Origin of the sequence: Paenibacillus taihuensis, from assembly GCF_003386535.1 — a bacterium.
GTDB lineage: Bacteria > Bacillota > Bacilli > Paenibacillales > Paenibacillaceae > Paenibacillus_Z > Paenibacillus_Z taihuensis.
Map to the genome: position 1 here is coordinate 24,200 of NZ_QTTN01000024.1, position 22,877 is coordinate 47,076.

At 54.2% G+C, this 22,877-nt stretch carries 22 protein-coding genes and 1 riboswitch; of the genes, 14 read left to right on the plus strand and 8 right to left on the minus strand.

Going from position 1 to position 22,877, the window contains the following annotated elements; all coding sequences use genetic code 11:
* Nucleotides 1-143 precede the first annotated feature (143 nt).
* Nucleotides 144-632 (plus strand): glutathione peroxidase, encoded by a 489-nt coding sequence (locus A8990_RS19010; RefSeq protein WP_116190629.1) that lies wholly within the window; start codon nt 144-146, stop codon nt 630-632.
* Nucleotides 633-685: 53 nt separating this feature from the next.
* On the opposite strand, the gene fdhD is transcribed toward A8990_RS19010, so the two are convergent.
* The 3 genes from fdhD to A8990_RS19025 all read right to left on the minus strand — a co-directional run bounded on the left by fdhD (nt 686) and on the right by A8990_RS19025 (nt 4,387).
* The gene (fdhD, locus tag A8990_RS19015; protein ID WP_116190630.1) at nt 686-1,483 is read right to left on the minus strand and encodes a formate dehydrogenase accessory sulfurtransferase FdhD; all 798 of its coding nucleotides are present in this window, start codon (nt 1,481-1,483) and stop codon (nt 686-688) included.
* A 15-nt stretch (nt 1,484-1,498) separates the two neighbouring features.
* Nucleotides 1,499-3,868, minus strand: a complete 2,370-nt coding sequence (locus tag A8990_RS19020) for an FdhF/YdeP family oxidoreductase (protein WP_116190631.1) — start codon at nt 3,866-3,868, stop codon at nt 1,499-1,501.
* A gap of 144 nt (nt 3,869-4,012) precedes the next feature.
* A complete protein-coding gene (locus tag A8990_RS19025; RefSeq protein ID WP_116190632.1) occupies nt 4,013-4,387 on the minus strand; it encodes a Na-translocating system protein MpsC family protein in 375 nt (124 codons plus the stop codon).
* A gap of 491 nt (nt 4,388-4,878) precedes the next feature.
* On the opposite strand from A8990_RS19025, the gene A8990_RS19035 reads away from it, so the two are divergent.
* Complete coding sequence (locus A8990_RS19035) at nt 4,879-5,415, plus strand: PadR family transcriptional regulator (protein ID WP_116190634.1); 537 nt, start codon at nt 4,879-4,881, stop codon at nt 5,413-5,415.
* A gap of 418 nt (nt 5,416-5,833) precedes the next feature.
* On the opposite strand, the gene A8990_RS19040 is transcribed toward A8990_RS19035, so the two are convergent.
* Nucleotides 5,834-6,922 carry a M24 family metallopeptidase gene (locus tag A8990_RS19040; RefSeq protein WP_116190635.1) on the minus strand — a complete coding sequence of 363 codons (1,089 nt, stop codon included), beginning with the start codon at nt 6,920-6,922 and terminating at the stop codon, nt 5,834-5,836.
* A gap of 217 nt (nt 6,923-7,139) precedes the next feature.
* Between A8990_RS19040 and A8990_RS19045 the strand changes: the two genes are divergently transcribed.
* From A8990_RS19045 to A8990_RS19100, 12 genes are all read left to right on the plus strand, one after another.
* The gene (locus tag A8990_RS19045; protein ID WP_116190636.1) at nt 7,140-7,595 is read left to right on the plus strand and encodes a DUF2269 family protein; all 456 of its coding nucleotides are present in this window, start codon (nt 7,140-7,142) and stop codon (nt 7,593-7,595) included.
* Nucleotides 7,596-7,713: 118 nt separating this feature from the next.
* Nucleotides 7,714-8,643 (plus strand): DMT family transporter, encoded by a 930-nt coding sequence (locus A8990_RS19050; protein WP_116190637.1) that lies wholly within the window; start codon nt 7,714-7,716, stop codon nt 8,641-8,643.
* A 518-nt stretch (nt 8,644-9,161) separates the two neighbouring features.
* Nucleotides 9,162-10,055 (plus strand): ABC transporter ATP-binding protein, encoded by an 894-nt coding sequence (locus A8990_RS19055; protein WP_116190638.1) that lies wholly within the window; start codon nt 9,162-9,164, stop codon nt 10,053-10,055.
* A gap of 47 nt (nt 10,056-10,102) precedes the next feature.
* Nucleotides 10,103-10,855, plus strand: coding sequence for an ABC transporter permease (locus A8990_RS19060; protein WP_116190639.1), 753 nt, complete (start codon nt 10,103-10,105; stop codon nt 10,853-10,855).
* A 4-nt stretch (nt 10,856-10,859) separates the two neighbouring features.
* On the plus strand, nt 10,860-11,990 hold the full coding sequence (locus A8990_RS19065) for a sensor histidine kinase (RefSeq protein ID WP_116190640.1): 1,131 nt from the start codon (nt 10,860-10,862) through the stop codon (nt 11,988-11,990).
* A gap of 18 nt (nt 11,991-12,008) precedes the next feature.
* Nucleotides 12,009-12,611, plus strand: coding sequence for a response regulator transcription factor (locus tag A8990_RS19070; protein ID WP_116190641.1), 603 nt, complete (start codon nt 12,009-12,011; stop codon nt 12,609-12,611).
* Nucleotides 12,612-13,151: 540 nt separating this feature from the next.
* The gene (locus A8990_RS19075) at nt 13,152-14,594 is read left to right on the plus strand and encodes an S-layer homology domain-containing protein (RefSeq protein ID WP_116190642.1); all 1,443 of its coding nucleotides are present in this window, start codon (nt 13,152-13,154) and stop codon (nt 14,592-14,594) included.
* A 49-nt stretch (nt 14,595-14,643) separates the two neighbouring features.
* Nucleotides 14,644-15,606, plus strand: coding sequence for a magnesium/cobalt transporter CorA (corA, locus tag A8990_RS19080; protein ID WP_116190643.1), 963 nt, complete (start codon nt 14,644-14,646; stop codon nt 15,604-15,606).
* 72 nt (nt 15,607-15,678) lie between these two features.
* Nucleotides 15,679-15,966 carry a small, acid-soluble spore protein, alpha/beta type gene (locus tag A8990_RS19085; protein WP_116190644.1) on the plus strand — a complete coding sequence of 96 codons (288 nt, stop codon included), beginning with the start codon at nt 15,679-15,681 and terminating at the stop codon, nt 15,964-15,966.
* A gap of 357 nt (nt 15,967-16,323) precedes the next feature.
* Complete coding sequence (locus A8990_RS19090; protein ID WP_116190645.1) at nt 16,324-17,007, plus strand: response regulator transcription factor; 684 nt, start codon at nt 16,324-16,326, stop codon at nt 17,005-17,007.
* Entirely contained in the window at nt 17,004-18,497 is a 1,494-nt protein-coding gene (locus tag A8990_RS19095; RefSeq protein ID WP_116190646.1) for a sensor histidine kinase, read from the plus strand. The genes A8990_RS19090 and A8990_RS19095 overlap by 4 nt, the downstream gene beginning before the upstream one ends.
* 100 nt (nt 18,498-18,597) lie before the next feature.
* Entirely contained in the window at nt 18,598-19,425 is an 828-nt protein-coding gene (locus A8990_RS19100) for a prenyltransferase/squalene oxidase repeat-containing protein (RefSeq protein ID WP_116190647.1), read from the plus strand.
* 39 nt (nt 19,426-19,464) lie between these two features.
* On the opposite strand, the gene A8990_RS19105 is transcribed toward A8990_RS19100, so the two are convergent.
* The 4 genes from A8990_RS19105 to A8990_RS19120 all read right to left on the minus strand — a co-directional run bounded on the left by A8990_RS19105 (nt 19,465) and on the right by A8990_RS19120 (nt 22,875).
* Nucleotides 19,465-20,094, minus strand: a complete 630-nt coding sequence (locus tag A8990_RS19105) for a cyclodeaminase/cyclohydrolase family protein (protein WP_116190648.1) — start codon at nt 20,092-20,094, stop codon at nt 19,465-19,467.
* A 3-nt stretch (nt 20,095-20,097) separates the two neighbouring features.
* Nucleotides 20,098-21,048, minus strand: coding sequence for a bifunctional 5,10-methylenetetrahydrofolate dehydrogenase/5,10-methenyltetrahydrofolate cyclohydrolase (locus A8990_RS19110; protein WP_116190694.1), 951 nt, complete (start codon nt 21,046-21,048; stop codon nt 20,098-20,100).
* Between the two features lie 93 nt (nt 21,049-21,141).
* Nucleotides 21,142-21,229, minus strand: a riboswitch (ZMP/ZTP riboswitch).
* Nucleotides 21,230-21,254: 25 nt separating this feature from the next.
* Nucleotides 21,255-22,406, minus strand: coding sequence for a copper amine oxidase N-terminal domain-containing protein (locus tag A8990_RS19115; RefSeq protein ID WP_116190649.1), 1,152 nt, complete (start codon nt 22,404-22,406; stop codon nt 21,255-21,257).
* A 76-nt stretch (nt 22,407-22,482) separates the two neighbouring features.
* Entirely contained in the window at nt 22,483-22,875 is a 393-nt protein-coding gene (locus A8990_RS19120) for a VOC family protein (protein ID WP_245996102.1), read from the minus strand.
* Between the last annotated feature and the right edge of the window lie 2 nt (nt 22,876-22,877).

Sequence of the window (22,877 nt, forward strand, 5' to 3'; positions counted from 1 at the left end):
ACACATATGCGGATAACCAGCGAAATCGGAGAAAGTGTGACCCTGAGGGACATATGAGGCCAGCGGCATATTTTTCTGCTTCCTATTTCAATATAAATTGAGTAAAATACAATTGTATAAAATACAAAATGAGGTGGCGGAACATGAACGTATATAATTTCAAGGTGAAGACATCGAGAGGCGAAGAGAAGTCGATGGAGGACTATCGCGGTAAAGTGCTTCTCATTGTAAATACGGCGACCAAGTGCGGTCTCGCTCCACAGTTCAACGATTTGCAGAAGCTGCATGAGACGTATCAGAACGAAGGCTTAGCGATAGTTGGTTTCCCCTGCAATCAGTTCGCAAACCAAGAGCCGGTTAAGGACAATGAAATGGCTCAAACCTGCCAAATCAACTTCGGCGTCACGTTCCCGCTGCTCGGCAAAATCGATGTGAACGGTTCAGAAGCTGACCCGTTGTACAAGTATCTGAAGAAAGAGGCGCCGGGCTTCCTTGGCTCCGGGCGCATCAAGTGGAACTTCACGAAGTTCCTCGTAGACTCCGAAGGACGCGTCATTAAACGGTTCGCTCCGGCGACGAAGCCAATGAAGATCGAGGCTGAGATTAAGCGGCTGCTGGGGAAATTGAAATAAATAAATCGAGCATAATCGAGCATAGTAAAAGGGGCTTAGGCGCTATTCGGCGCTTAAGCCCCTTCTGTCGCGATGCGGTGGCTGTGCGTATACACGTTCATTTCGCTGCCCCGGATGAACCCGACGCAGGTGATGCCGAGATCGCCCGCGAGCTTCAGCGCAAGATCCGTCGGCGCGGACTTGGAGAGCATGACGCCGACGCCGATTTTGGCGGCTTTCAGCACGACCTCGGAGGAGAGCCGTCCGCTGAAAGCGATGATTTTGTCCGTGATCGGGAGCCGCTGCTGCAGCGCGTAGCCGAACAGCTTGTCGAGCGCGTTATGACGGCCGATATCCGCGCGAACGGCGATCAGCTCAGTCGGCGTGCAAAGTGCAGCATTATGCACGCCGCCTGTCAGCTTGAACTCGCTCGAGCTGCTCTGCAGCAGCCTCATGAGCGAGGTGCATTCCGCTGGCGTAATGGTCGTGCGGGACATGGAGGTACGCGCGGTACGGACATCATTTTGAAAATAAAACTGTCTGCTCTTCCCGCAGCATGAGCCGATGAACCGCCGCGCGTAGTCGTCCTTGCTCGTGGATTCCTCATGCATCAGCTCGACGTAGACGAAGCCGCGTTCCTCGTCGATGCGCAGCTCCTTGATCTCGCTCGCGCTGCGGATGACGCCTTCGGAGGCGAGGAAGCCGATCGTCATCTCTTCGAGGTCGGTCGGCGAGCAGACGATCGTCGCAAACTCCTCGACGCCGAGCCGAACCGTGAGCGGATATTCGGTTGCGATATCATCCTCTTGCAGCGCGGCAGTGCCGTCGCTGATGCGGGTAATGCGCCATCGCGTCGTTATTTTGGGCAGCATGCCTGCGAAACCTCCTTAAGCGTGAGCTTCCTCATCGTTCATTTCGTGATCGAGCTCGGCGATCCGCTTCTCCACATACCGCGTGTCCTTGAGCGCGTGAAACGTCTCTGCCCTCTCCATCACAACTGCTGTATTGTACTCGGGAATTCCCGCAAAAGGTTCATATACTTTCTTCGGCAGCAGCGCATTGCACTCCGGCCAGTACAGCTCGAGGTTCCCCGAAGCAATATCCGCGTAACGCGCTCTGCCGTGGAACGTGCCGCAGCTGTTGTACAGCACGATGGCGTCGCCTTCCGCAATGCCCTGGTTCTCGGCGTCGCGGGCGCTTACAAGCACATCGTAGCGGTCCGCGTCGTTGAAAGGATCTATCGCGCTATAGATCATCGAGTTGAACTGCTTGCCCCGGCGCGAGGTGATGTAATAATGACCCTCCGGCTTGCGGAGCTCAGGCAGTTCGACCTTAATCAGCTGGCCGCGGCCCGTAGGCGTCGGGCAGTTGCCCTCTTCGCACAGGAATGCGCCGCCCCATTGGAAGACGTCGCCTTTCTTCTTCAGATGCTGCACGCCGTCGTAATTCGGCGCGGCAACCGCCATCTCTTCGCGCAGTGCCTGCGCGTCCTTAAACTGCACAAGCCCAGCGCGATCTGGGTAGACGCGCGAAGCGAGGTCGCAGTAGATCTGCCATTCCGCGCGCGCTTCTTCGATGCGCGGGCCGGCAATCTCCGGCGAGAAGTACACCATCCGCTCGGTGGAGGTGGACGTGCCGCCGCCAGGCTGCTCGTAGCGGGTCATCGCAGGGAGCACGATGACCGTTTCCTTCGCATCGGCGAGCGTCGAGGTGTTGAGCACGATGTCCTGATGGACGCGAATCGCCACCGATTCCAGGCAGACGCGGACGAAGTCCGGGTCGGGCATCGTCTCGAGGAAGTTGCCTCCCGACGTATAGAACAGCTTCAGCTTCCGCTCGTGATCCTCCGGAAGCATCGCGTTCTCGAGCGTCACGCCGACAATGTCGCCTTGCCACTTCGGCAGCTCGAAGCCCCAGACCTTCTCGATGCGCGGAATGTCCGCGCCTTTGAACTCGCCGCCCGGCAGGCTGAACGGGTCGGCTCCCATCTCGCCGGAGCCTTGCACGCCGCTGTGTCCGCGGATCGGCATCAGGCCGCAGTGCTCGCGGCCGAGAAATCCGCGCAGCAGCGCCAGATTGGCGACCTGCGAGATATTGTCCGTGCCGAAGCGGTGCTGCGTGAGCCCCATGCTCCAGACGAAGACGCCGGATTTCGAGGCGGCGAGCAGCTCGGCGAACTCCTCCATCCGCTGCCGCGACAGGCCGGAGGAGCGCTCCAGCTGCGCCCAATCCTGCAGCTTCACATGCTGGCGCAGCTCTTCGTAGCCGCTCACATGCTCGGCGATGAATTTGCGGTCGACCGCGGAGCCTGGCTTCTCTGCCTCCATCGCGAACCAATGCTTCATGACGCCGTGCATGAAGGCGATGTCGCCGCCAATGTTTACTTGATAGAAGTCGTCGGCAATGCGCGTGCCGAACAAAGCCGATTCCGCGATGGAAGGGACCCAATAGCCATCCATCGCCGGTTCGCGATACGGATTGATGACGATGATCTTCGTCCCTTTGCGCTTCGCGGCGTACATATATTTGGTCGAGACCGGCTGATTGTTCGCCGCGACGCTGCCCCAGAAGATGAGCACATCGGTGCCGATCCAATCCTTGTAGCTGCAGCTCGAGGCGCCGATGCCGACCGAGCGCTTCAGCGCGGTCTTCGACGGCGAGTGGCAAATGCGCGACGCGTTGTCGATGTTATTCGTCCCTAGGAAGCGGGCAACCTTCGCCGCCGCGTAGTAGGACTCATTCGTAATGCCGCGCGCGGTTAGATAAAAGGCGAGCTGCTTCGGATCGATCTCGCGAATCCGCTCCGCGATCATATCGAGCGCCGCGTCCCACGACAAGCGGCTGAACGAACGCTCGCCCTTGCGGCGAATGAGCGGATACGGGATGCGGCCGAGCTTCCGCAGCTGCGTGCTGTCCATCTTGCGCAGCTCGTCGATGTCCGCGTGCAGCACCGAAGGCTTAATCGCCGGCATCGTGTTGAGGCGCAGCAAGTTGAGCCGAGTCGTGCAGACATGCGGCCCCGCCAGCGTCTGGTCGTACAAGCCGGAGACGCCAAGCGCGCAGCCGTCGCATACCCCCTGCGTCAGAATGCGAAATGCATACGGCAGATTGTCGCGGTTATCGACCATGACCTTCATCGTATCGCGGATATGGTGCGGCTTCACTTTGCCGAGACCGAATGGCATTTTGCTCACCCACAGCTTCGGATCGGGCTTGCCGGGCAGCTTAATCGGCCCGGTATGCTTCGTTTTTCCCATCTTTATTGCGTCCTCCTCTAATTCCCATAGACAACAAAAAACCGCGAAGAAAACGCCTCGATCATCTTGTGCCAAGAAAATCGTTCGTCTCTCGCGGTTAGTCTCTCGCAGGTTCGCTGCCAAGCGCCAACGGCTATCGTGTATTCATGTATGCTGCCGGCTGCTGCCGAATTTGCGCTCGATGTCCTGATCGAACACGAACACCGACATGCCGAAATCTTTGTCGATATCGATATCTACGAATAAATCCACGAAACGCGCCCCAAGCAGCGCTTCCATCTCCGTCGGGGGATGGTTTCGGTAAATTTCTTTGACCCATTGCGTACGCGCTTCACGAAGCATCTGCTTGCCGTCGCTCGCTCCTGCAATGAATTTCTCGACAGGGGAGAGGTTGCCGTCCATCTCGCAGATGGCCCAATGCTTGCAGAACGTCGTCGTGATGCGGCTTGGCCCCTTGCCCATATGCCGCTTGCGGAACGCTTTGACCAAATTGCTGAATTCCGCTTCCGTTTGGTTCATCGTTTATCCCTCATTTTACCCGCAAAATCGGTGGCAGGGTCGCTGCTCCGTATCAATGCGGTAATACCTGTCATATCTTCCTTCATCTTAGCAAGAAAGCGCATTCGTGGCAACGGCGACATGGCCTATAGATTGATCCATACGATTGAGAAGAAGAATAGGAGTACGGGTCCAAAAATAAAAGAACCTATCGCTCCTTTCAACGTATGTTTCCTTAGCTGAGTATCCAGCACGATATCAATGAAGTAGTAAAGCAGAGCCGAGTACAGCCCGATTTCGCCGAGTATAGGATGGAAGCGATGCCTGAGGTAATTGCTGCAGTTGTTAGTTTCCTGTAGATAAGCGGCTTGTAGTTGGCTATCATCCGGGAATCGCTCCTCAAACATGATTAACAATATTATACATGACTGGAAGCTGCTGCGATGCGTTCATTGCGCTTTTATGATACGATCTAGGGCAGATAATAGGCGACGAAGGGAGTTTGCAACGACGTGAATGCATTGTCTTATGCGCTGCTTAGCATGCTGGTGCGCAAGCCTTGCTCAGGCTATGAGCTGATGAAGCTGCTTCAAGCGTTCTGGCAGGCGAAGCATAGCCAGATTTATCCGCTGCTGGCGAAGCTGGAGAAGGAGCAGCTGGTTACTTTCGAGCATATCGGCCAGACGGGGAAGCCGGATAAGAAAATATACAGCATTACAGAGGCGGGCACAGCCGCGCTCCGGGAGTGGATCGACAAGCAGCCCGCCTCGCTGCAGCTGGAACGGGACGAGTTCCTCATCAAGCTGTACGCAATCGGCATCGCAGAGCCGCAAACGGCGATTAAGCTGTTCGAGGAACGGCGTGAGGCGATGCTTGAGCGCATGCATCGGCTGGAGGCTGAGATGCAGCTGATGGAGAGCGAGCCGGTAGAGGTGACGAGCTACAAGTCGAAGCAGTTCGGGCGTTATTTGCTGTACCAGCGGCGCGTGAGGCTGCTGAAGGAAGAGATGGCTTGGATAGAGTGGGTTTTGCCGCTGCTGATGCAGTAGCTCTTGTTCTTATAGCGCAACAAAGAAACAGCCACCGACTTTGGGCAAGACGGTGGCTGTTTCTGTTTGTTGTTATTGCTCTATGTTGGATTTATCCAACATTAAACTTCAATTTTAATGCAATCTGTACTCTATATTGGAAAAATCCACTCATTTCCAAGCAAAATAGCTGAATTACGCCTATTTCGCTGAAAATGAGTGGAGAAATCCAATATAGCGGAGAAAATCGACGCTTTTTAGCTAAAATGAATGGATTTTTCCAACATAGCGGTCGGTCCCAGCTAGGCTAGGTGGTGCGTTCATAGCCGCAGCTCGCAGCCAGCCTCGGCAGCCCGCAGTTGCGCATCCGCTCTGCGGACCAGTTTCAGCCCGCGCCTCGGCAGTCACCCCTCGGTCCCAAAACGCGCCAATTACCCAATTACCCGATCACCGTAAGCTCCTTCGGGAAGCTCGTCAGCACCTCGACTCCGCTATCCGTGACGAGCACGTCGTCCTCGATGCGTACGCCGCCGACGTTCGGCACGTAGATGCCCGGCTCGATCGTGAATACCATGCCGCTGCGAAGCAGCTCTTGGTTCTGACCGTGCACGGACGGATACTCGTGCACATCCATGCCAAGCCCGTGGCCGAGGCGGTGCATGAAGTACTCGCCATAGCCGGCTGCGGCAATATGCTCGCGCGCCGCTTGGTCGAGGCTTGCCAGCGTCGCGCCTGGGCGCGTCGCTGCGATAGCGCGCAGGTTCCCTTGCAGAACCGTGTCATAGATCTTCGCCTGCTCCTCCGAAATATCGCCGACGGCGAACGTCCGCGTAATATCCGATGCATACCCATCCGCATATACGCCAAGATCGAACAGCAGCAGCTCGCCGGAACGAACCTGGCGCGTACCTGGCACGCCATGCGGCAGCGCGGATTTCTCGCCGGCCAGCACCATTGTCGAGAATGAAGGGCCGCTCGCGCCGAGCTTCTTCATCTGATATTCCAGCTCCGCCACGAGCTCGATCTCCGTGACGCCAGGCTTCACCTGCGCGATGCCGGCGCGGAGCACGTCTTCGATGATGCGCACCGCATGCTTCATGCGCACGACTTCATCGGCCGACTTGATGACGCGCATCTCGCGAAGCGGCTCGTCGATATCGGCATAGCGCGCAGCGCCGATAGCTGCGCTGAGCGCTTCGAACCGGCTGACGGTCAAGAAACCTTTTTCAAGCCCCAGAGTTTGAATGCTGGCTGGCAGGTGCTTCTTCAACACTTCATAAGGGTTATCTGTATCCGTGTGGGTATAGATGAGCTTCACTTCGGACGCTGCTTGCGCCGCCTCGAGGTCAAGCGCGGGAACGAGCAGGAACGGCTCTTCATGACGCGGGATGATGAGGCCAAGGAAGCGCTCATGCGGGTCCGATGCGAACCCGGTTAAGTAGTAGACATGCTTCGGCATGTTCACAAGCACGGCATCTAGCGCGTGCTGATCCATATACGAATAAAGCTGATTAATGCGAGTATTCATGCGGAATTCGACCTTCTTTCTGGTGATGGACATAAACAATGTTATTGTAGCCGAAGCGCTGGCGAAAGTCGAAGTATCCGCCAAGCTCAGCGCCGAGAATTTGGAAGGAATAGCTGTAATGTCACAGTAATATAGCTGTAAGTAGTGCTGTGGTAATATGGTTATGTTTCCCATACATACCCTGTATTCCCAAACTTATATCGAGGTGATTCGAGGAATGAAGTTTCTGGTACTCCTTCACGTCCTGTCAGCCATCATTGGGGTCGGCCCCACCTTCTTCATCCATGCGCTTTTCGGCAAAAAAGAAAACGTCGGCGAGCTGCGCAGCGCATTCAAGCTCGGCAGCAAGCTGGAGCTGTTCCCGAAGATCGGCGGCTCGATTGCGGTCATTACGGGGCTCATTCTCGTCTTCGCGGACGGCTGGAAGTTCGTCAGCTTCTGGATTATTGGCTCGCTCGTGCTGTACGTCGCCATTCAAGTGCTGGTCATTGGCTTCGCATCCCCGGTGACGAAGCGGCTTGGCAAGCTGATTGCCGAGACGAAGCTGACATCCGATCAGGCAGTGCCGGACGAGCAGAAACAGCTGCTTGCCAGAGCGAACAAACTGTACTATGGCGCAACGGCGATGGGTACGCTGCTCTTCATCTTGATGATCCTGAAGCCATTCTACTAAAATATTGGTCGGCGCTCTTGATGGGCGCCGATTTTTGTTATTGTATTTCGCTGGAAAATCGTTCAAACTGTGAGCGAGGTACCAATATTCATTCATGGATTGGGGATTAAACGAAACAATGAAGCAGGATCGCAAATGGCTGTATTACTTGGGGCTCGTTATCGTTGCGGCAGTCTGGGGCGCTAACTTCGGCGTCACGCGCAAGGCAATGGAGACGTTTGACCCGATATTGTTTACGTTTCTCCGTTTCTCACTCTCACTGCCATTACTGCTCCTGCTGCTGAAGATCAAAGAAGGCAGCGTAGGTGTCTCGCTGCGGTCGCTGCTGCATTTTGCAATTATCGGGCTTGTCGGCATTACGGGACTTGAAATTATCGTGGTGTATTCGATCAAGTATACGACGCTCGCGAATGCTTCGCTCTTGAATGTGGCGCCATGGCCGATCTTCGCGGCGATATTCGGTCCGCTGTTCATGCGCGAGCGTATCTCTCAGCGGCTTGTAGCCGGCGGTGCGGCGGCGATGATTGGCGTCTGCTTCGTCATCCTTGGAGGCGGCGAAGGGTTCAACATGTCTTCGGATCATATGATCGGCAACTTGCTTGCGCTAAGCGTAAGCATTATCGGCGCGCTCTACAATCTAGCGTGCATGCCGCTCATGAAACGGTATTCCGCGCTGCGTGTCAGCACTTGGATCATCGTTTTCGGCGTGCTGTTCATGTTCCCGCTGACGCTGGGCTCTTGGGGCAAAGTGGACTGGAGCGGGCTGACCATCGGCCACTATTCGGCGGTGCTCTATAATGTGGTTATCTGCACGGTGATTGCGTTCAGCATCTGGAACGCCAGCATGTTTCAGATCGGTGCTGCACGAGCGAATTTCTTCCGTTATGTCGTGCCGGCGGCTGCAGTCGCGGTCGGTTATGTATTTTTCAATGAAAGGATCAGCCTTTGGCAGCTCGCGGGCACACTGTTCATGGCGGCAGGATTGGTGTGGATTAGCTTAGAGAAAAGAGGTTCGGAGCCTCCGGCCTCCATTAAAAAAGCCGTATAAATTGGACGACCCTCGCTTCATCTCGAAGCGAGGGTCTTTTGCAAAAAAACTATGCAGGCGTCTTAAACTGCGCCTCATATATAGTAAGCGTAACCGCTAATGTCTTCCTACTTTCATAAATAACTTATGCACGAAAGCAACGAAAGCCCTAACCTCTCTAACGTCCTTGCGGCTCCTCGGGCCGCGCCAGTGTGAATCCGTGTTTCCTTTAAAGCAGCCGATTGAAATTGAAAAGGAAAAGCTTGTGTGGTGATCTGGAGGGTGAAACAACACATCATATGAGGAAAAAACCAGAGGTTACACTTGATACAAGGACATATTATACGCGCTTGTCACACCTTTGTCAAACAATCGTCCCATATGACATTTGTCAAATGAAAGGGAACGCCTTCGTATATCCCTTTCACATGACATATGTCATATGAAAAGCATTACATTCATGAATACCTTCGCGAGGCGCGAGCAGGTATGCTTAGAGCAGATCAAATGAGCTTGTGAAAAGGAGCGGAAACGAAACGATGAAACCGGCGATACAGCTAACGGGTGTTAGCAAAGTGTATAAAGAGAAGAAAGCTGTTGATGATTTGACGCTGACGATCGCGGAAGGAACGGTTGTCGCGCTGCTCGGGCCGAACGGCGCAGGCAAAACAACGACGGTATCGATGATTCTCGGGATGAATAAGCCGACGAAAGGTACGATCAAGCTGCTCGGCGACGATCCGCGCGAACAGCGGGTAAGAGACCGAATCGGCGCGATGCTGCAGGATGTCAGCGTCATCGACGGGCTTAAAGTCGCAGAGACGATTCAGCTCTTCCGCAGCTATTATCAGAAGCCGCTGGCACTCGATTATTTGCTGAAAGTATCGAACCTCGAAGCGGAGCGCGATAAGCTCGCAACTGCATTGTCGGGCGGACAGCAGCGGCGTCTTGGATTTGCGCTTGCGCTGGCTGGCGACCCGGAAGTGATTTTCCTCGATGAGCCGACGGTTGGCATGGATGTCACTTCGCGGCAGCTGTTCTGGGATACGGTTCGGGCGATGGCGGGCCGCGGCCGGACGATTGTGCTGACGACGCACTACTTGGATGAAGCGGACAGTGTGGCAGACCGGATCGTCGTAATAAACAATGGCCGGATCATTGCAGACGGAACACCGAGCGAGATTAAAGCAGAGACAACAGGACGCGTCATTTCGTTCATTGCAGGTTCGTCCGTGACAACGGAAGCGCTGCTGCAGCTGCCGGGAATTACGAACGTCGAATGGAGCGGCCGCCGGGTGAAGCTGTCCAGCGGCGATACGGATTCGCTGATTAAGCTGCTGATCGAGAAGCGAGTTGAAATGCGCGATATTGAAATTCAGAGCGGCGGACTTGAGGATGCGTTCCAAGCGCTCGTAGCGTCAACCAATCAATAATTGGCGAAAGGCACGGATAAAATATATTTTGAGGAGATGAGCATACGGTGAATTCAACGATGCTTCGGGCTACGGTTGCCCAGTGTAAAGCAGAACTGCTGCGGACAGTTCGCAATAAAAGGTTTGTAATTTTCTCGGTCATTATGCCAGTCCTGTTCTTCTTTCTGTTCTCCAATGTCGTTGGCAGTCAGAAAGTCGGGGGCGTAGATTTCACAGCGTACTACTTGATGTCGATGACCTGTTATGGCATTATCGGGGCGAGCTTCAGCACCTTCAGCATTCGTATGGCGCGCGAGCGTTCGCTTGGTTGGATTCGGCTGTTGAAGATTACGCCGCTTCCATCTTGGGCTTATATCGTGTCCAAAATCGCTTCGCAAGCGATTATTAACCTGGTTATTATCCTAATGATGTTTGTTATCGGCGGCCTTGGCAGACAGGTGGATATGTCGGCGGCACATTGGATTGAGAGCGGACTGTGGATCTGGATCGGCGGCTTGTCGTTCATGTCGCTCGGAACGCTGTTCGGTTCCATGCGCAATCCTGATGCGGTTCAAGTACTGAGTACGATTGTATATATGGCCCTGTCCGTTCTCGGCGGGCTGTGGATGCCGACGGAAACGATGTCCCAAACCATGCAAACGATCTCGAAGCTGACACCTACGTACAGACTTGGTCAAGGTGCGTGGAATATTATCGCCGGCGGTTCCATTGATTGGATGGGCGTTCTAATTCTTGCGATCTATATGGTTGTGTTCATGCGAATTTCCGCTTACATTATGAAGAAACAGGAAGCGGTGTAACGATATGTCGGAATCATCAAGGCGGCCCGGATCGGGTCCGCCTCTGATTTTTTCTTTAATATGGCTTGTTTATCTTGTGATTCCGCTTGTCCAAATATTCGATCAGCCTGCGAAGATTATAGCTGCGGGACTTACCGCAGTAATCGTATTTATTGTGATCTATGTATGTGCGTTCCGATTTGAACGTTACCGGTTCAATTGCACAATAGCATTGATTGTCATGGTGGGACTGTTTACTTATACCGATGAGAGTTCGATCTACATGGCCTTCTACACGGCTCCGTTAATCGGCATGCAGGCTACCCGCAAGCAGGTGTTGATTGGCACCAATTTGATGGCCGTCTTATTCGGCGCAACGATCTGGTACTGGAAGATGTATAACGACGAAAGCCTGCTGCTGCAGTACTTGCCGGCTATGATTGTCATGTTGTTCATTCCGTTTGCACTACTTGTCGGACAGCGATCGAAGGATCTGCGAAAGAAGCTGAATCTGGCCAACGAGGAAATCGCCAGATTATCCAAGAATGAGGAGCGTCAGCGTATTTCGCGCGATTTGCACGATACGCTCGGTCACACACTATCGCTCATTACGCTCAAGAGCGAGCTGGCAGAGAAGCTGATCTTGAAGCACCCGGAGCGCGCGGTGCAGGAAGTGAAGGATATTCAAACCACCTCGCGCGCGGCGCTGCGTCAGGTGCGGGAGCTTGTGTCCGGCATGAGCGCGCTCACGGTTCGCGATGAGCTTGCGCATGCGAAGCAGATTTTGTCTGCGGCAGGTATTGTGCTGGATGCAGAGGGCGATTACGAACGGGAAATCACATCGGCAACGATAAACAATATACTCGGCATGTGTTTGCGCGAAGCGGTCACGAATGTTGTTAAGCATAGTAAGGCGAAACTGTGCACGGTTGGTCTGGACTGGGAAGGCAGCCGGCTAACCCTGTCGGTTACGGACAATGGCACGGGGCTTAGCAAGACTGGCGAGAACGGAGTATGGACGGATGCTCGCGGCGGCAACGGGATCAAGGGAATGCGGGAGCGGCTCAAATTAATCGAGGGCAGCCTGGCGATTGAATCGATCGGTCGCGGGACAAGGCTAACAATGAGCGTTCCAATTGTGGCGAAGGAAGCTTAAGAGAGGAGGAATGCGCGGATGAAGGTAATTGTCGCTGAGGATCAAGGAATGCTGCGCGGTGCGCTGAGTGCGCTGCTTGATTTGGAAGATGACATTGAAGTAGTCGGACAGGCGGAGAACGGCAAGCAGGCGCTGGCTCTTATACAGGAGCTGGTTCCCGATCTGTGCGTGATGGATATTGAGATGCCGGAGATGAGCGGTCTGGATGTGGCGGAGAAGCTGAAGGAGCAGCGCCATTCCTGCCGGGTCGTTATCTTGACGACGTTCTCGCGGTCCGGTTATTTCCAGCGGGCGATGAAGGCAGGCGTGCGCGGATTTCTGCTCAAGGACTCGCCGATTGACGAGCTCGGTGCGGCGCTTCGTACGGTGCATGCCGGCGGACGGGCTGTGAGTCCGGAGCTTGCGATGACGTTCTGGGAGACGGAAAATCCGCTTACGGAGCGGGAGCAAGAGGTGCTGAAGCTGGCCGCTGCCGGGCTGACGGCGGGCGATATCGCGAAGCAGCTGTTTCTGTCGGCGGGGACGGTGCGCAACTATTTGTCCGAAGCCATTCAGAAGCTGGAGGCGAAGAACCGGATCGACGCGATTGGCATTGCGGAGAAGAACGGTTGGCTGAGTTAGCTGCGAGTGGATGTAGTTGAGCAGTAAAGCGATGAGGCTGGACTTCGCCGGGAGAAAGTAGAGGAGGTCCAGCAAAGCAGCTACGTCAGCACACATAGCTATCCTATATTGGAAATACCCATAGTAAAAGAGCTCTCTGAGCGATATTTGGAATCTATAATGGAAAAATCCAATCATTCCTGCCCGAAAGGCACGAAATTCGCCGTATTAGCTGAAAATGAATGGATAAATCCAACATAGCCAGGAAAAACCGTCGAAATCAGCTCCAATGAGTGGAAAAATCCAATATAGCTAACTCTGCCTAGCCTGTCAGAACCCCGACAGACAGATCCGCCGAGTCGGCTAGACTAGGCACTTAAACACTTAAAACCAAACCTCAAGTCCATCCACCACAGACGGAGCTTGAGGTTTATTTTATATATACCTCTGTTTAATAAAATGTAAGCCATCCCCATAACTGTGCTAAACTAGATTAATAGTTTGCTTGATTAATAGTTAAGTAGCTTCACCGATGTATCGCTTCAGGAGGATAATAAGGTTATGAATAACATGCATCGCATGAAAAAATATGGCATTACACTGGTTGCGTTCGTCACCTTGAGCGTGAGCCAGCTGAGCGAGGGAGCAAGCGTTAGCCCTGTCCAAGCTGCAGCTGCAGGTGCCCCAAGCGCATGGGCGAAGCAGGAAATTCAAGATGCGATTGATAGCGGCCTCATCCCCTACGGATTGACGAACAGCTATCAGAAGCCGCTTACCCGCCAGGAGTTCAGCGAGATGGCCGTGCAGCTCTATCAGGTGCTGACCAGCGAGAAGCCGCCGGCGCCGAAGGCGGACCCGTTCAAGGACACGAACAGCTATCCCGTGCTGCAGGCGTACGGCCTTGGCATCGTGAAAGGCACGAGCGCGAATACGTTCACGCCAGGCGCAACCATTACCCGGGAGCAAATCTCGCTTATGCTATATAACACGCTCGCGGTTTCGGGCTACAGCGACAAGCTGACTAGCGCGCATGGAGCTGCGCCGACATTCGCGGATGCCAAGAAGATTGCCGCGTGGTCGAAGGACGCAGTCATGCTTCTTGCAGCGAAGGGCATTATGAAAGGCGACGGCAGCACTGCCGGCCTGCCGAATTTCATGCCGCTCGGGACGACGACGCGGGAGCAGGCTATTGTGCTGGTATACCGGATTTACACGCAGTTCGGGTCTTATTTTGTAAATGACGAGCTCGATCTTCTGAACGCCGCGAACCAGACAAGACCCGTCGTCATTAAGGACGAGCGGGCAAGAACTGTTGATGCCAAAGCGAAGCAAATCCTCGCAGATATCATAAAGCCCGGCATGTCAGACTATGAGCGCGAGCTTGCGATCCACAATTATTTGCTGCTGCATATCGCGTATGATTACGATAACTATAAGAACAACACCGTTCCGGAGGAATCGTATACGATCTACGGTTCGCTGATGAAGGGCATCGCGGTGTGCCAAGGCTATGCCTATTCGGCGCAGCTGCTCCTGACGATGGCCGGGATTGAGTCTCATATTGTAACAGGGACGGTCGACGGTGCCCGGCATGCTTGGAACAAAGTGAAGATCGGCGGCGCGTACTACAATTTAGACGTCACCTGGGATGATCCGGTCCCGGATGTCGAAGGCCGTCTGACTTATGGCTATTTCAACATCACTGACGATGAGCTTCGCCGCGACCATGTTTGGACGGATCAGCTGCCGAAGGCAACAGCTATTATTTATAATTACTACACTTACAACGGGCTGACCGTGGATACGCCGCAGCAGTTTGAAGAACGGATTGACGACGCGATCAGATCCAAAGCGGATTCCGTTACGCTAAAGCGCATCTATACAGATAGTCAAGGAGCGAGTGCGTGGAGCCCGATCATGCAGAAGCACGCAGCGGAAATCGCCAGCTATTCGTACACGATGGATAAGAGCGGTGTCGTCAGCTTTAAGTTTCGTTACCGCTAGTGCTACAATGTAAGCAAAGAAAGCAAAGAAGAGACGGAGCAACGCCGCTATGATACGAATTATGCTGATTACGAAGGACCACCGCGTAATGCAGCTTTCCAAGCTCGAGGAGCTGGACAACCCCAAAGCGCATGTCCAGTGGTACTGGGTTGATTTCTGCGAGCCGACGCATGAGGAATCGAAGCTGCTTGAGGACTATTTTCATTTTCATCCGCTGGCTATTGAAGATTGTCTGCTTTACCTGCAACGCCCGAAGATGGACCACTACGAGGATGTTCATTTTCTCGTGCTGCATGCCCTTGACGAGCAGACGCTGGAGGCGTCCGAGGTAGACCTGTTCATCGGCAAAAACTTTCTCGTCAGCTACCACACGAAGCCGCATCAAGAGGTGGATCAAGCTTGGGAGAAAATTCGCCATAAGCCGCACACGGAAGCCCATGGCAACCTGCACGCAGCTTATGCGGTGATGGATGAGCTGGTGGATCAATATTTTCCGGCACTGCAGACGATTGAAGATCAGCTGCTGGAGTTCTATGAGACGGAAGAGAAGAACGAGAAGGGCTTTCAGAAGAACTTGAACCATGTGTTCAATATCCGAAACAAGCTGCTGCGGACGCGCAAAACGATCGTGCCGATGCGGGACCTGCTCTACCGTGTGCTGAATTCGACGCGGATTGAACAGATGCCGCATTACCATATGTTTTTTACCGATATTTACGATCACCTGCTCAAGCTGTCCGAGGTCGTCGACTCGAACCGCGATATGACATCCGATCTGCGCGATCATTACATGTCGCTCAATTCGAACCGGATGAATGCGATCATGAAGACGCTCACGGTCATTACGGTCATCTTCATGCCGCTGACGTTCATCGCCGGGATCTACGGGATGAATTTCTCGAATATGCCGGAGCTTGGCTGGCATGCTGGTTATTATATGGTGCTCGTCCTTATGGCTGCGGTGTCTGTCGGCATGTATGCGTGGTTTAAAGGTAAAGGCTGGTTTGACTGAAGCCTGAATAGAACATTCCGCCATGGGGTACGGTAATCGGTAGATACTCCAGAAGGAGGCGGATAGGTTAAAATGGCACGAAGAAGTCGGAGGAAGCATCTAGTCCCGGCAGCGGATGCGCAAATGAGCGCGTTCAAAGCCGAAGTGATGCGGAGGGAAGGCTACGTCGTAAATCCGAGTCGTCCTGATGATGTGAAGTATGAGGTGGCGAAGTCGCTCGGCATTCCGCTCGAAGAGGGCTATAACGGCCAGCTGTCGACAGAGTCTGCCGGTCAGATTGGCGGACAGATCGGCGGCGCGATGGTGAAGGAGCTCATTCGCATGGCGCAGGAGAAGCTGGCGAATCAGGGTAAGGTGTAAGGTGCAATAGTGATTTTAGAACTGACACTTCTGGAGCAGGGGTGTCAGTTTTTTTGTGCTACTGACACAATGTTTAAATAGATGGAAAAACCCATTTATTTTAGATGATTTTGCCGAGCTTGCCATCCATTAACTTCAGCGAAATCGAGGCTTTGTAGCTAGAAACGACCGAAATAACTGCATATTTCCAGTTATTTCGATCATAACGGCTAATTCACTATTAAATAACTGGATAAATACAGTTATTCGGAGATTAAAACGGATAAATGCTTCATCCTTTTTTTAGCCCATATTCATATTCCTTTCATATAAAGCAGGTATGATAAGAGTAACTTATTAGGATGGGGGATTGCTGCTATGCCAGCCGCTATTCTCGTTGTCGAAGACGATTACTATATTCAAGAGCTCATCGCCGAATTTCTGCGCGCGCAGAATTATGAGGTGGATGTAGCCAGCGACGGTCTGGAAGGCTGGAAGAAGTTCCAGCAGGCCAGCTGCGACCTCGTTATTCTCGATTTGATGCTGCCGTCGATGAACGGCTACGAAGTATGCCGTTTGATCCGCGAGAAGTCCGATACGCCGGTCATCGTGCTTACCGCGCTTAGCGAAGAGAAGGATCAGCTGAAGGCGTTCGAGGAAGAGGCAGACGATTATGTGACGAAGCCGTTCTCGTTCCATGTGCTGATGAAGCGGGTTGAGGCGGTGCTTCGCCGCACGCGTGGCGGACAGTCAGGTGAACTGCTGTTCGACGGACGGCTGAGACTCGATGCTGACGCATACAAGGTATATGTCGACGGGAAGCTGATCGATACGACGACGAAGGAATTCGATATTCTGAACACGCTGATCAATAATGCCGGACGCATTCTGACCAGGGATATGCTGCTCGACAAGGTGTGGGGCTACGATTATTACGGCGATTCCCGCATCGTCGACGCGCATATTAAGAACATTCGGAAGAAGCTCGGCATCTCTGTCATTCGTACGGTCAAAGGAGTAGGGTACTCGCTGGAAACGGAAGCTGCGGCGGTGGAAGGATGACAAGACGCAAAGGCATCCGGTTCAAGATCTTCCTGGTCACGACCGCGCTCCTCGTCGCGTTCGCGCTCGTCATCTACTTGACGCTCTACTTCGCGCTGCCAGGCTACTATAAGTCGATCAAACAGGATCGGCTGGAAAGCGGCGTCAGCGAGCTCGTGAAGAGCATCGACGGCAAGAGCGCCGAGGACGCCATTCCGCTCATGGCCCAGTTCGGGCAGGAGCATAACGCGATGATGATGCTGCGAGACAGCGAGGGGATCGGTTACTATATCCCGCCGAATTTCCGCTCGATGAAGAACTGGGCAGGAGCCGGCGACAGCTACCTCGGTCTGCGCAAGCAAATGCAGGAGGGCCGGTTCATGGTCGGCGGCCGCGATCCGGGGAATGGCATGCATCTGCTCAGCGTGGAACGCAAAATCAAATTCTCGGAAAGCGACGAAGAATTCACGCTGTTCGTCGATGCGCCGCTGCAGCCGGTTGGCGAGGCGGCAGGCGTTATTCTGTTATTCCTGCCATATATGCTCATTCCGATCCTGCTTATCGCCATAGGCGGAGCACTCATTTACTCGAGGCTCATAGCAAGGCCACTGCTGTCGCTGAATAAAGTCGCGAGGCGCCTTGCTAAGCTGGATTTCACCGTGACGGAGCCGGCGCTGAAGACGCGAGACGAGCTGGGAGAACTGTCGCTCAGCCTCAGCAGGCTGGCGAGCAATCTGCAATCGACGATGGGCGAGCTGCAGGAAGCGAATGATCAGCTGAAGAGCGACATTGAGCGAGAGCGCGAGCAGGAGACCAAGCGGCGCGAGTTCGTCGCGACGATATCGCATGAGCTGAAGACGCCGATTACAGCGGTGAGCGGACAGCTTGAGGCGATGATTGCGAACGTTGGGCCGTTCCGCGACCGGGACACGTATCTGCGCAAGTCCTATACGATTATGCAGGATATGGACAAGCTGGTTCATGAGATCCTGGAGCTGAGCAAGCTGGAAAGCCGTGATTTCCTGCCGCTCATGAGGGAGGTTGATCTATCGGAGCTTGTCCGCGAATCGATCGGCCAAGTGAGCTACTTGGCGAATGTGAAGAACATGACGCTCGAATGCGAGCTGCTGGACGAAGCGATGATTACGGCAGATGAACGGCTCATGTCCAAGGCGGTTAAGAATATCATTACGAATGCAGTGCAATATTCCGGGGATGAGGAGCGCGTCATTGTGCGGTTGTGGGGCGAACAAGCAAGCGTGCAGGGAGCTCTGCGGACAGCCTACCATCTAGAGGTGCTGAACACCGGTGCGGCGGTCGATGAGTCGAAGCTGCCAAGGTTGTTCGAGCCGTTCTACCGCGCGGAGCAATCGCGAAGCCGTTCGACCGGAGGCAGCGGGCTAGGCCTGTATATTGTGAGCAAGGTGCTCGATGCCCACGGCGCGCAGTACAGCATTATGAATACGCCGGAAGGCGTTAAGTTCAGCGTGCTGCTGCAGGGAGCGGCATAGCGAGAGACGGTGTATTTTCATTAAGAGATTGGAAGGATATGGCGCGTAGGTACCGAACTAGTAGTTGGTGAACGTGAAGCCAATTGGGAGGTTAACACGCATGTCGATATCGATTGATCGGGCGAGACAATTTGTGTATGCAAACGGGCTATTGTGGGAGCAGGCGCTGTTCAGCTATTTGTTTGACGGCGGCTCCATCGAGCGTCTGCACAGCTGCCTGTTAAACTATAAAAATGCCGACGGGGGCTGGGCGCATGGGCTTGAGCATGACATCAAATGCCCGGACTCGCATCCGCTCGCGCTTGAATTTCTGCTCACGATTAACCGGGATACAGGCGTGCCGATTACAGCGCTTCTTGATGGCACAGTGGAGTGGGTAGAACGCAATCGCGAAGCTGACGGTTCCTTGCGTAATCCAGATACGCTGCTCAAATATCCGCATGCACCTTGGTGGAGCGGAGGCGGACAGACGAAGCCGGACTCGATTACAGGCAATCTGATTCGGCTCGGGCTCTGCTCGGATGAGCTGCAAGCTACTACTGCTGGGTGGGCGAGCGAGAACTTGAACCTGGCGCAAATCGAGGCGAACGAGTGGCTGTTCATGGCGTATCACGCTTTCGATTACTACGTCAATGCGCCAGAGAAGCCTGAGCTTGCGCCGCTTAGGGAAGCGGCGATTGCGAACATTATCGCCTGCGCGTCGAAGGCGGAGCCGAAGCAGTATTTCTCCTACTTCCACTTTGCCCGGACGCCGGACTCCCCGGTTGCGAAGGCAACGCCGGCGGAGCTGCTGAACAAGTTCCTCGACCATCTCGCCTCTTCTCAGCGCGAAGACGGCGGATGGGACGATGAGCATGGTCTGAAGCATTGGCAGTCTTATTTTACAGTGATGGTGCTGAACGTGCTGCGCAATTACGGCAGACTATAACGTTTGCGATCAAATCGGATCAGATGAGAAAGCCGGACATTAGATTCTGTCGCGAACGACAGCTAATGTCCGGTTTTTTAATTGCTCGATCTCGCTGATCAGCTCGCCCGCTGCTGTTTCGAACTCCTTACGCTGCTCCTCGTCCTTCAGCGCGGCCAGGTTGATCTGCACCGTGAGCAGCGCCGACTGGGCAGCCGCTTCAAGCAGGATCGCGCCGATGCCTAGATCCGAGATGACATGCGGATTCGTGCAGGCGGCAACGCTGAGAGTCGCCTGCAAGCCGGAGCGGCACACGCGCATCAATCGAAGCGGCACATCGATGGCGCCGATCGTCGCGACATGAAGCGCCAATTTGCGGCGGTGCTTCTCGTCGTCGGTTGTTTTCGGCAGCTTCAGCGCCGTCATGTAGTGATCGAAGGCGCGGATATCGGCTGCGAGCAGCTCCTCGCATTCGGCGGATAGCTGCGCCATCTGGTCAAGCGCTGGCGCGATGAGATGCTGCGCTTCGGCGAATTTGTCGCCTTGCGTGAGACGGCTCGCCATCGCGGTCATTGCTGTGCCGAGCGCGGCGGCAACGGCGGCCGCGCTCCCGCCGCCTGGCGTCGGGTCAGCGCTCGCCGCGCGTTCCAGAAAACGTCTCAAAGAATCGTCCCAGGATACTGTCGTCATCATCTATTCCCCTTTCGCGTTTGCGTTCAAATTCACGTTCGCTTGTGAGTTCACATTCAAATTCACGTTTAAATTCAAGTTCACGTTCGCGTTCGTATGCTGAAATTGAAGCTGCAGTTGAATGGCTTCCATCAGATTGCGGAACAGCACTGCGGTCGTCAGCGTACCGACGCCGCCTGGAACCGGGGATACGGCTGCAGCCGCTTCGCTCAGGTCTGCCGCTGCGTCGCCGATGATGGCGCCGTCAGCCGTTTCGTTAATCCCCGCATCGATAACGACGAGGCTCGGATTCGGCTCTACCATCTCGCGGTTAACGATGCCTGGCTTCCCAGCGGCGACGATGGCGATATCCGCACTTCGCAGATGCGATGCGATGTCCGGCGTTCGCGAATGGCAGACCGTCACCGTCGCCTGTTCGCGCTGCAGCAGATGAAACAGCGGCAAACCGACTGTCTGGCCTCTGCCGATCAGCGCCACATTGCTGCCCTCCAGCGTATAGCCGTAGTGCCGAAGCAGCTCGATGCAGGCTTGCGGCGTCGCCGGGTAGAGGCCCATTTCGCCCGTCATGGTCGCAAGCTTATTCGCCGGCGTGACGCCGTCGATATCCTTGAGCGGTGCAATTTGGGAGACGATCGCTGTCACGGACAGATGCTTCGGCAGCGGCAGCTCCAGCATAATGCCGTGAATCCGCTCGTCTGCGTTCAGCGTTCCGATCAAGCCGATCAGTTCATCCGGTGAAACGTTAGCCGGGAGGCTGTGCAGGTCGAACGCAATCCCGAGCTTCTCGGCGATCCGCTGCTTCGACTTGGCGTAGTAAGCCGACGCCGGGTCGCCCTCAATGAGCAGTGTCGCCAAACGCGGCCGTATTCCATTCCTCTGATGCTCTTGGACATGTTCCAGAATAACGGCGTAGACGAGGTCCGCCGCTTCTTTTGCCTTCAACAGTCGTGCCATTGCCATAATAATCAGTTCCCCTTTATCCGCGTAATAAAAAAAGTATTCACGCAGGGCTCCCATGTCCAATAGAGACAAGGGGGCCAAACGCAAATACTTTACCCAGGCGAACGGTAGATGTGCCGAATGTATGCTTCCCCGTGGTTTATTCCACGCTTCCTCGCCAGTCGCATACCGCATGATTTTGAATTAGTTTACCACAAATTCTACGCGCCACCAATCTCATAGGCCAAAATATCTTTATGGCCGTCCCGGCTGTCCGTTACCTCAAAATAGAGCTTGTTGCCATCCTGCTCCTTGAACATGATACCGTCATAGAATGGACCTGGCTGCTTCTGATCCAGTTCAAACGTTTGATAAAGCGCAGTTGTCATCCCTGACTTGAAATCGGCGATATAGAGCAGACCCTCGGCGGAGCGGAACAGCAGGAAGTCGCTGTGGACGGCCTCAACATCAAAAGTAGAATCCAGCCCTGCAAGCTCAGGGAGTGAATAGGTTTTAACAATCTTGGCGTCGCCGTTCACGAGCTGTATCTTACGCCCGTCTGTCATAACCGCCAGATCGCCTGCCGTTGCCGTATTTCGAGGCGAGAACTGCCAGTAGTGGGCCTGCATTTGATAGACAATAGCGCCTTTCTTCACAAACACCGTATATTCTTCATCGTTGATTAGCGGCTCCCCGTGCACATGGCTGATCGTAACCAGCTCACTGTCTTTGCCGATGGAGATGACACTCATCGTCGCCATCTGAATGTAGCCCAGGTTCAGCTTCGCGATGCTCTTGCCAATTAGCTTCTGCGGCTGACCTTGAATTTTGTAATAGAGAGCGCCAGTTGTGCCGTCGAGTCGGTACTGACCGCCCTTGCCACTCGCTGTTACATATTGCGACCCGACAATCGACGCTATCCGGTTTTTCGCATCCCAGACCATCGTTCCGCCAATTGCGGCGACAGCGAAGCGGGCAGGAATAAAGAATTGATTGTTCAGTCGAACGGCTTTACCGGTAAAGCTCATGCTGTGACCATCCACCGTGCCGGACTGTTCACCGATTCGAAGACTACCTTTGTGTGATTCGTAAGCAGCCTGGACCGTCTGGGTGTGAGCGTCAAAATAGACCGAAGCACCGGGAATACCGCTGATTAGGTTAAGCGGAAATAGCAAATTGCCATCTTTAATAACGGGTTTCATCGAGGGAATGGTTATCTGTAAATTATTGAAGTAGACGAAGATTGGCTTTGCTTGCTGCTGTACAGTGACGACCCCAGCATGGACCGTTGGAGTGGCAGTATAGCAGGTTAGAACGGTGCTGGTGATAAGTATTGCAGCGGCCGTCCGTTTGGCGAAGGAAGGGAGTTTCATCGTTGGCGCATCTCCTAATCAGTGGGATTTTGTCCGTTTGATTGAATAGACGCGAGAATTTGGAAAAAGGTTACCGTTAGACGTATTCCATAAACTCAAGACGGTTGCCCCAAGGGTCATTCACATAAAAGCGGCGAATGGACTGGGCGCTTCGTGCATCGTCATCAAGCACGTTGATACCTGCTGCAGCGATGTGGCTGCGCAGTGCATCAAGCTGGCGAACGAGGAAGGCGGGATGGGCTTTCAGCGCCGGGACAAAATCCTGCTGAACACCTATATGCACCTGATGTGCACCGCACTGAAACCAGACGCCGCCACGCTTCTGCAGTTCGGTCGGCTTGGTCAGTTCTGTCCAGCCAAGAATGCCCGTATAAAAATGTCTCGCTGCTTCTTCGCAGCCTGGTGGTGCAGCAAGCTGAATGTGGTCAATTCCGTCGAACGAGAACGATTTTGCAGTCATGTTGCTCATAG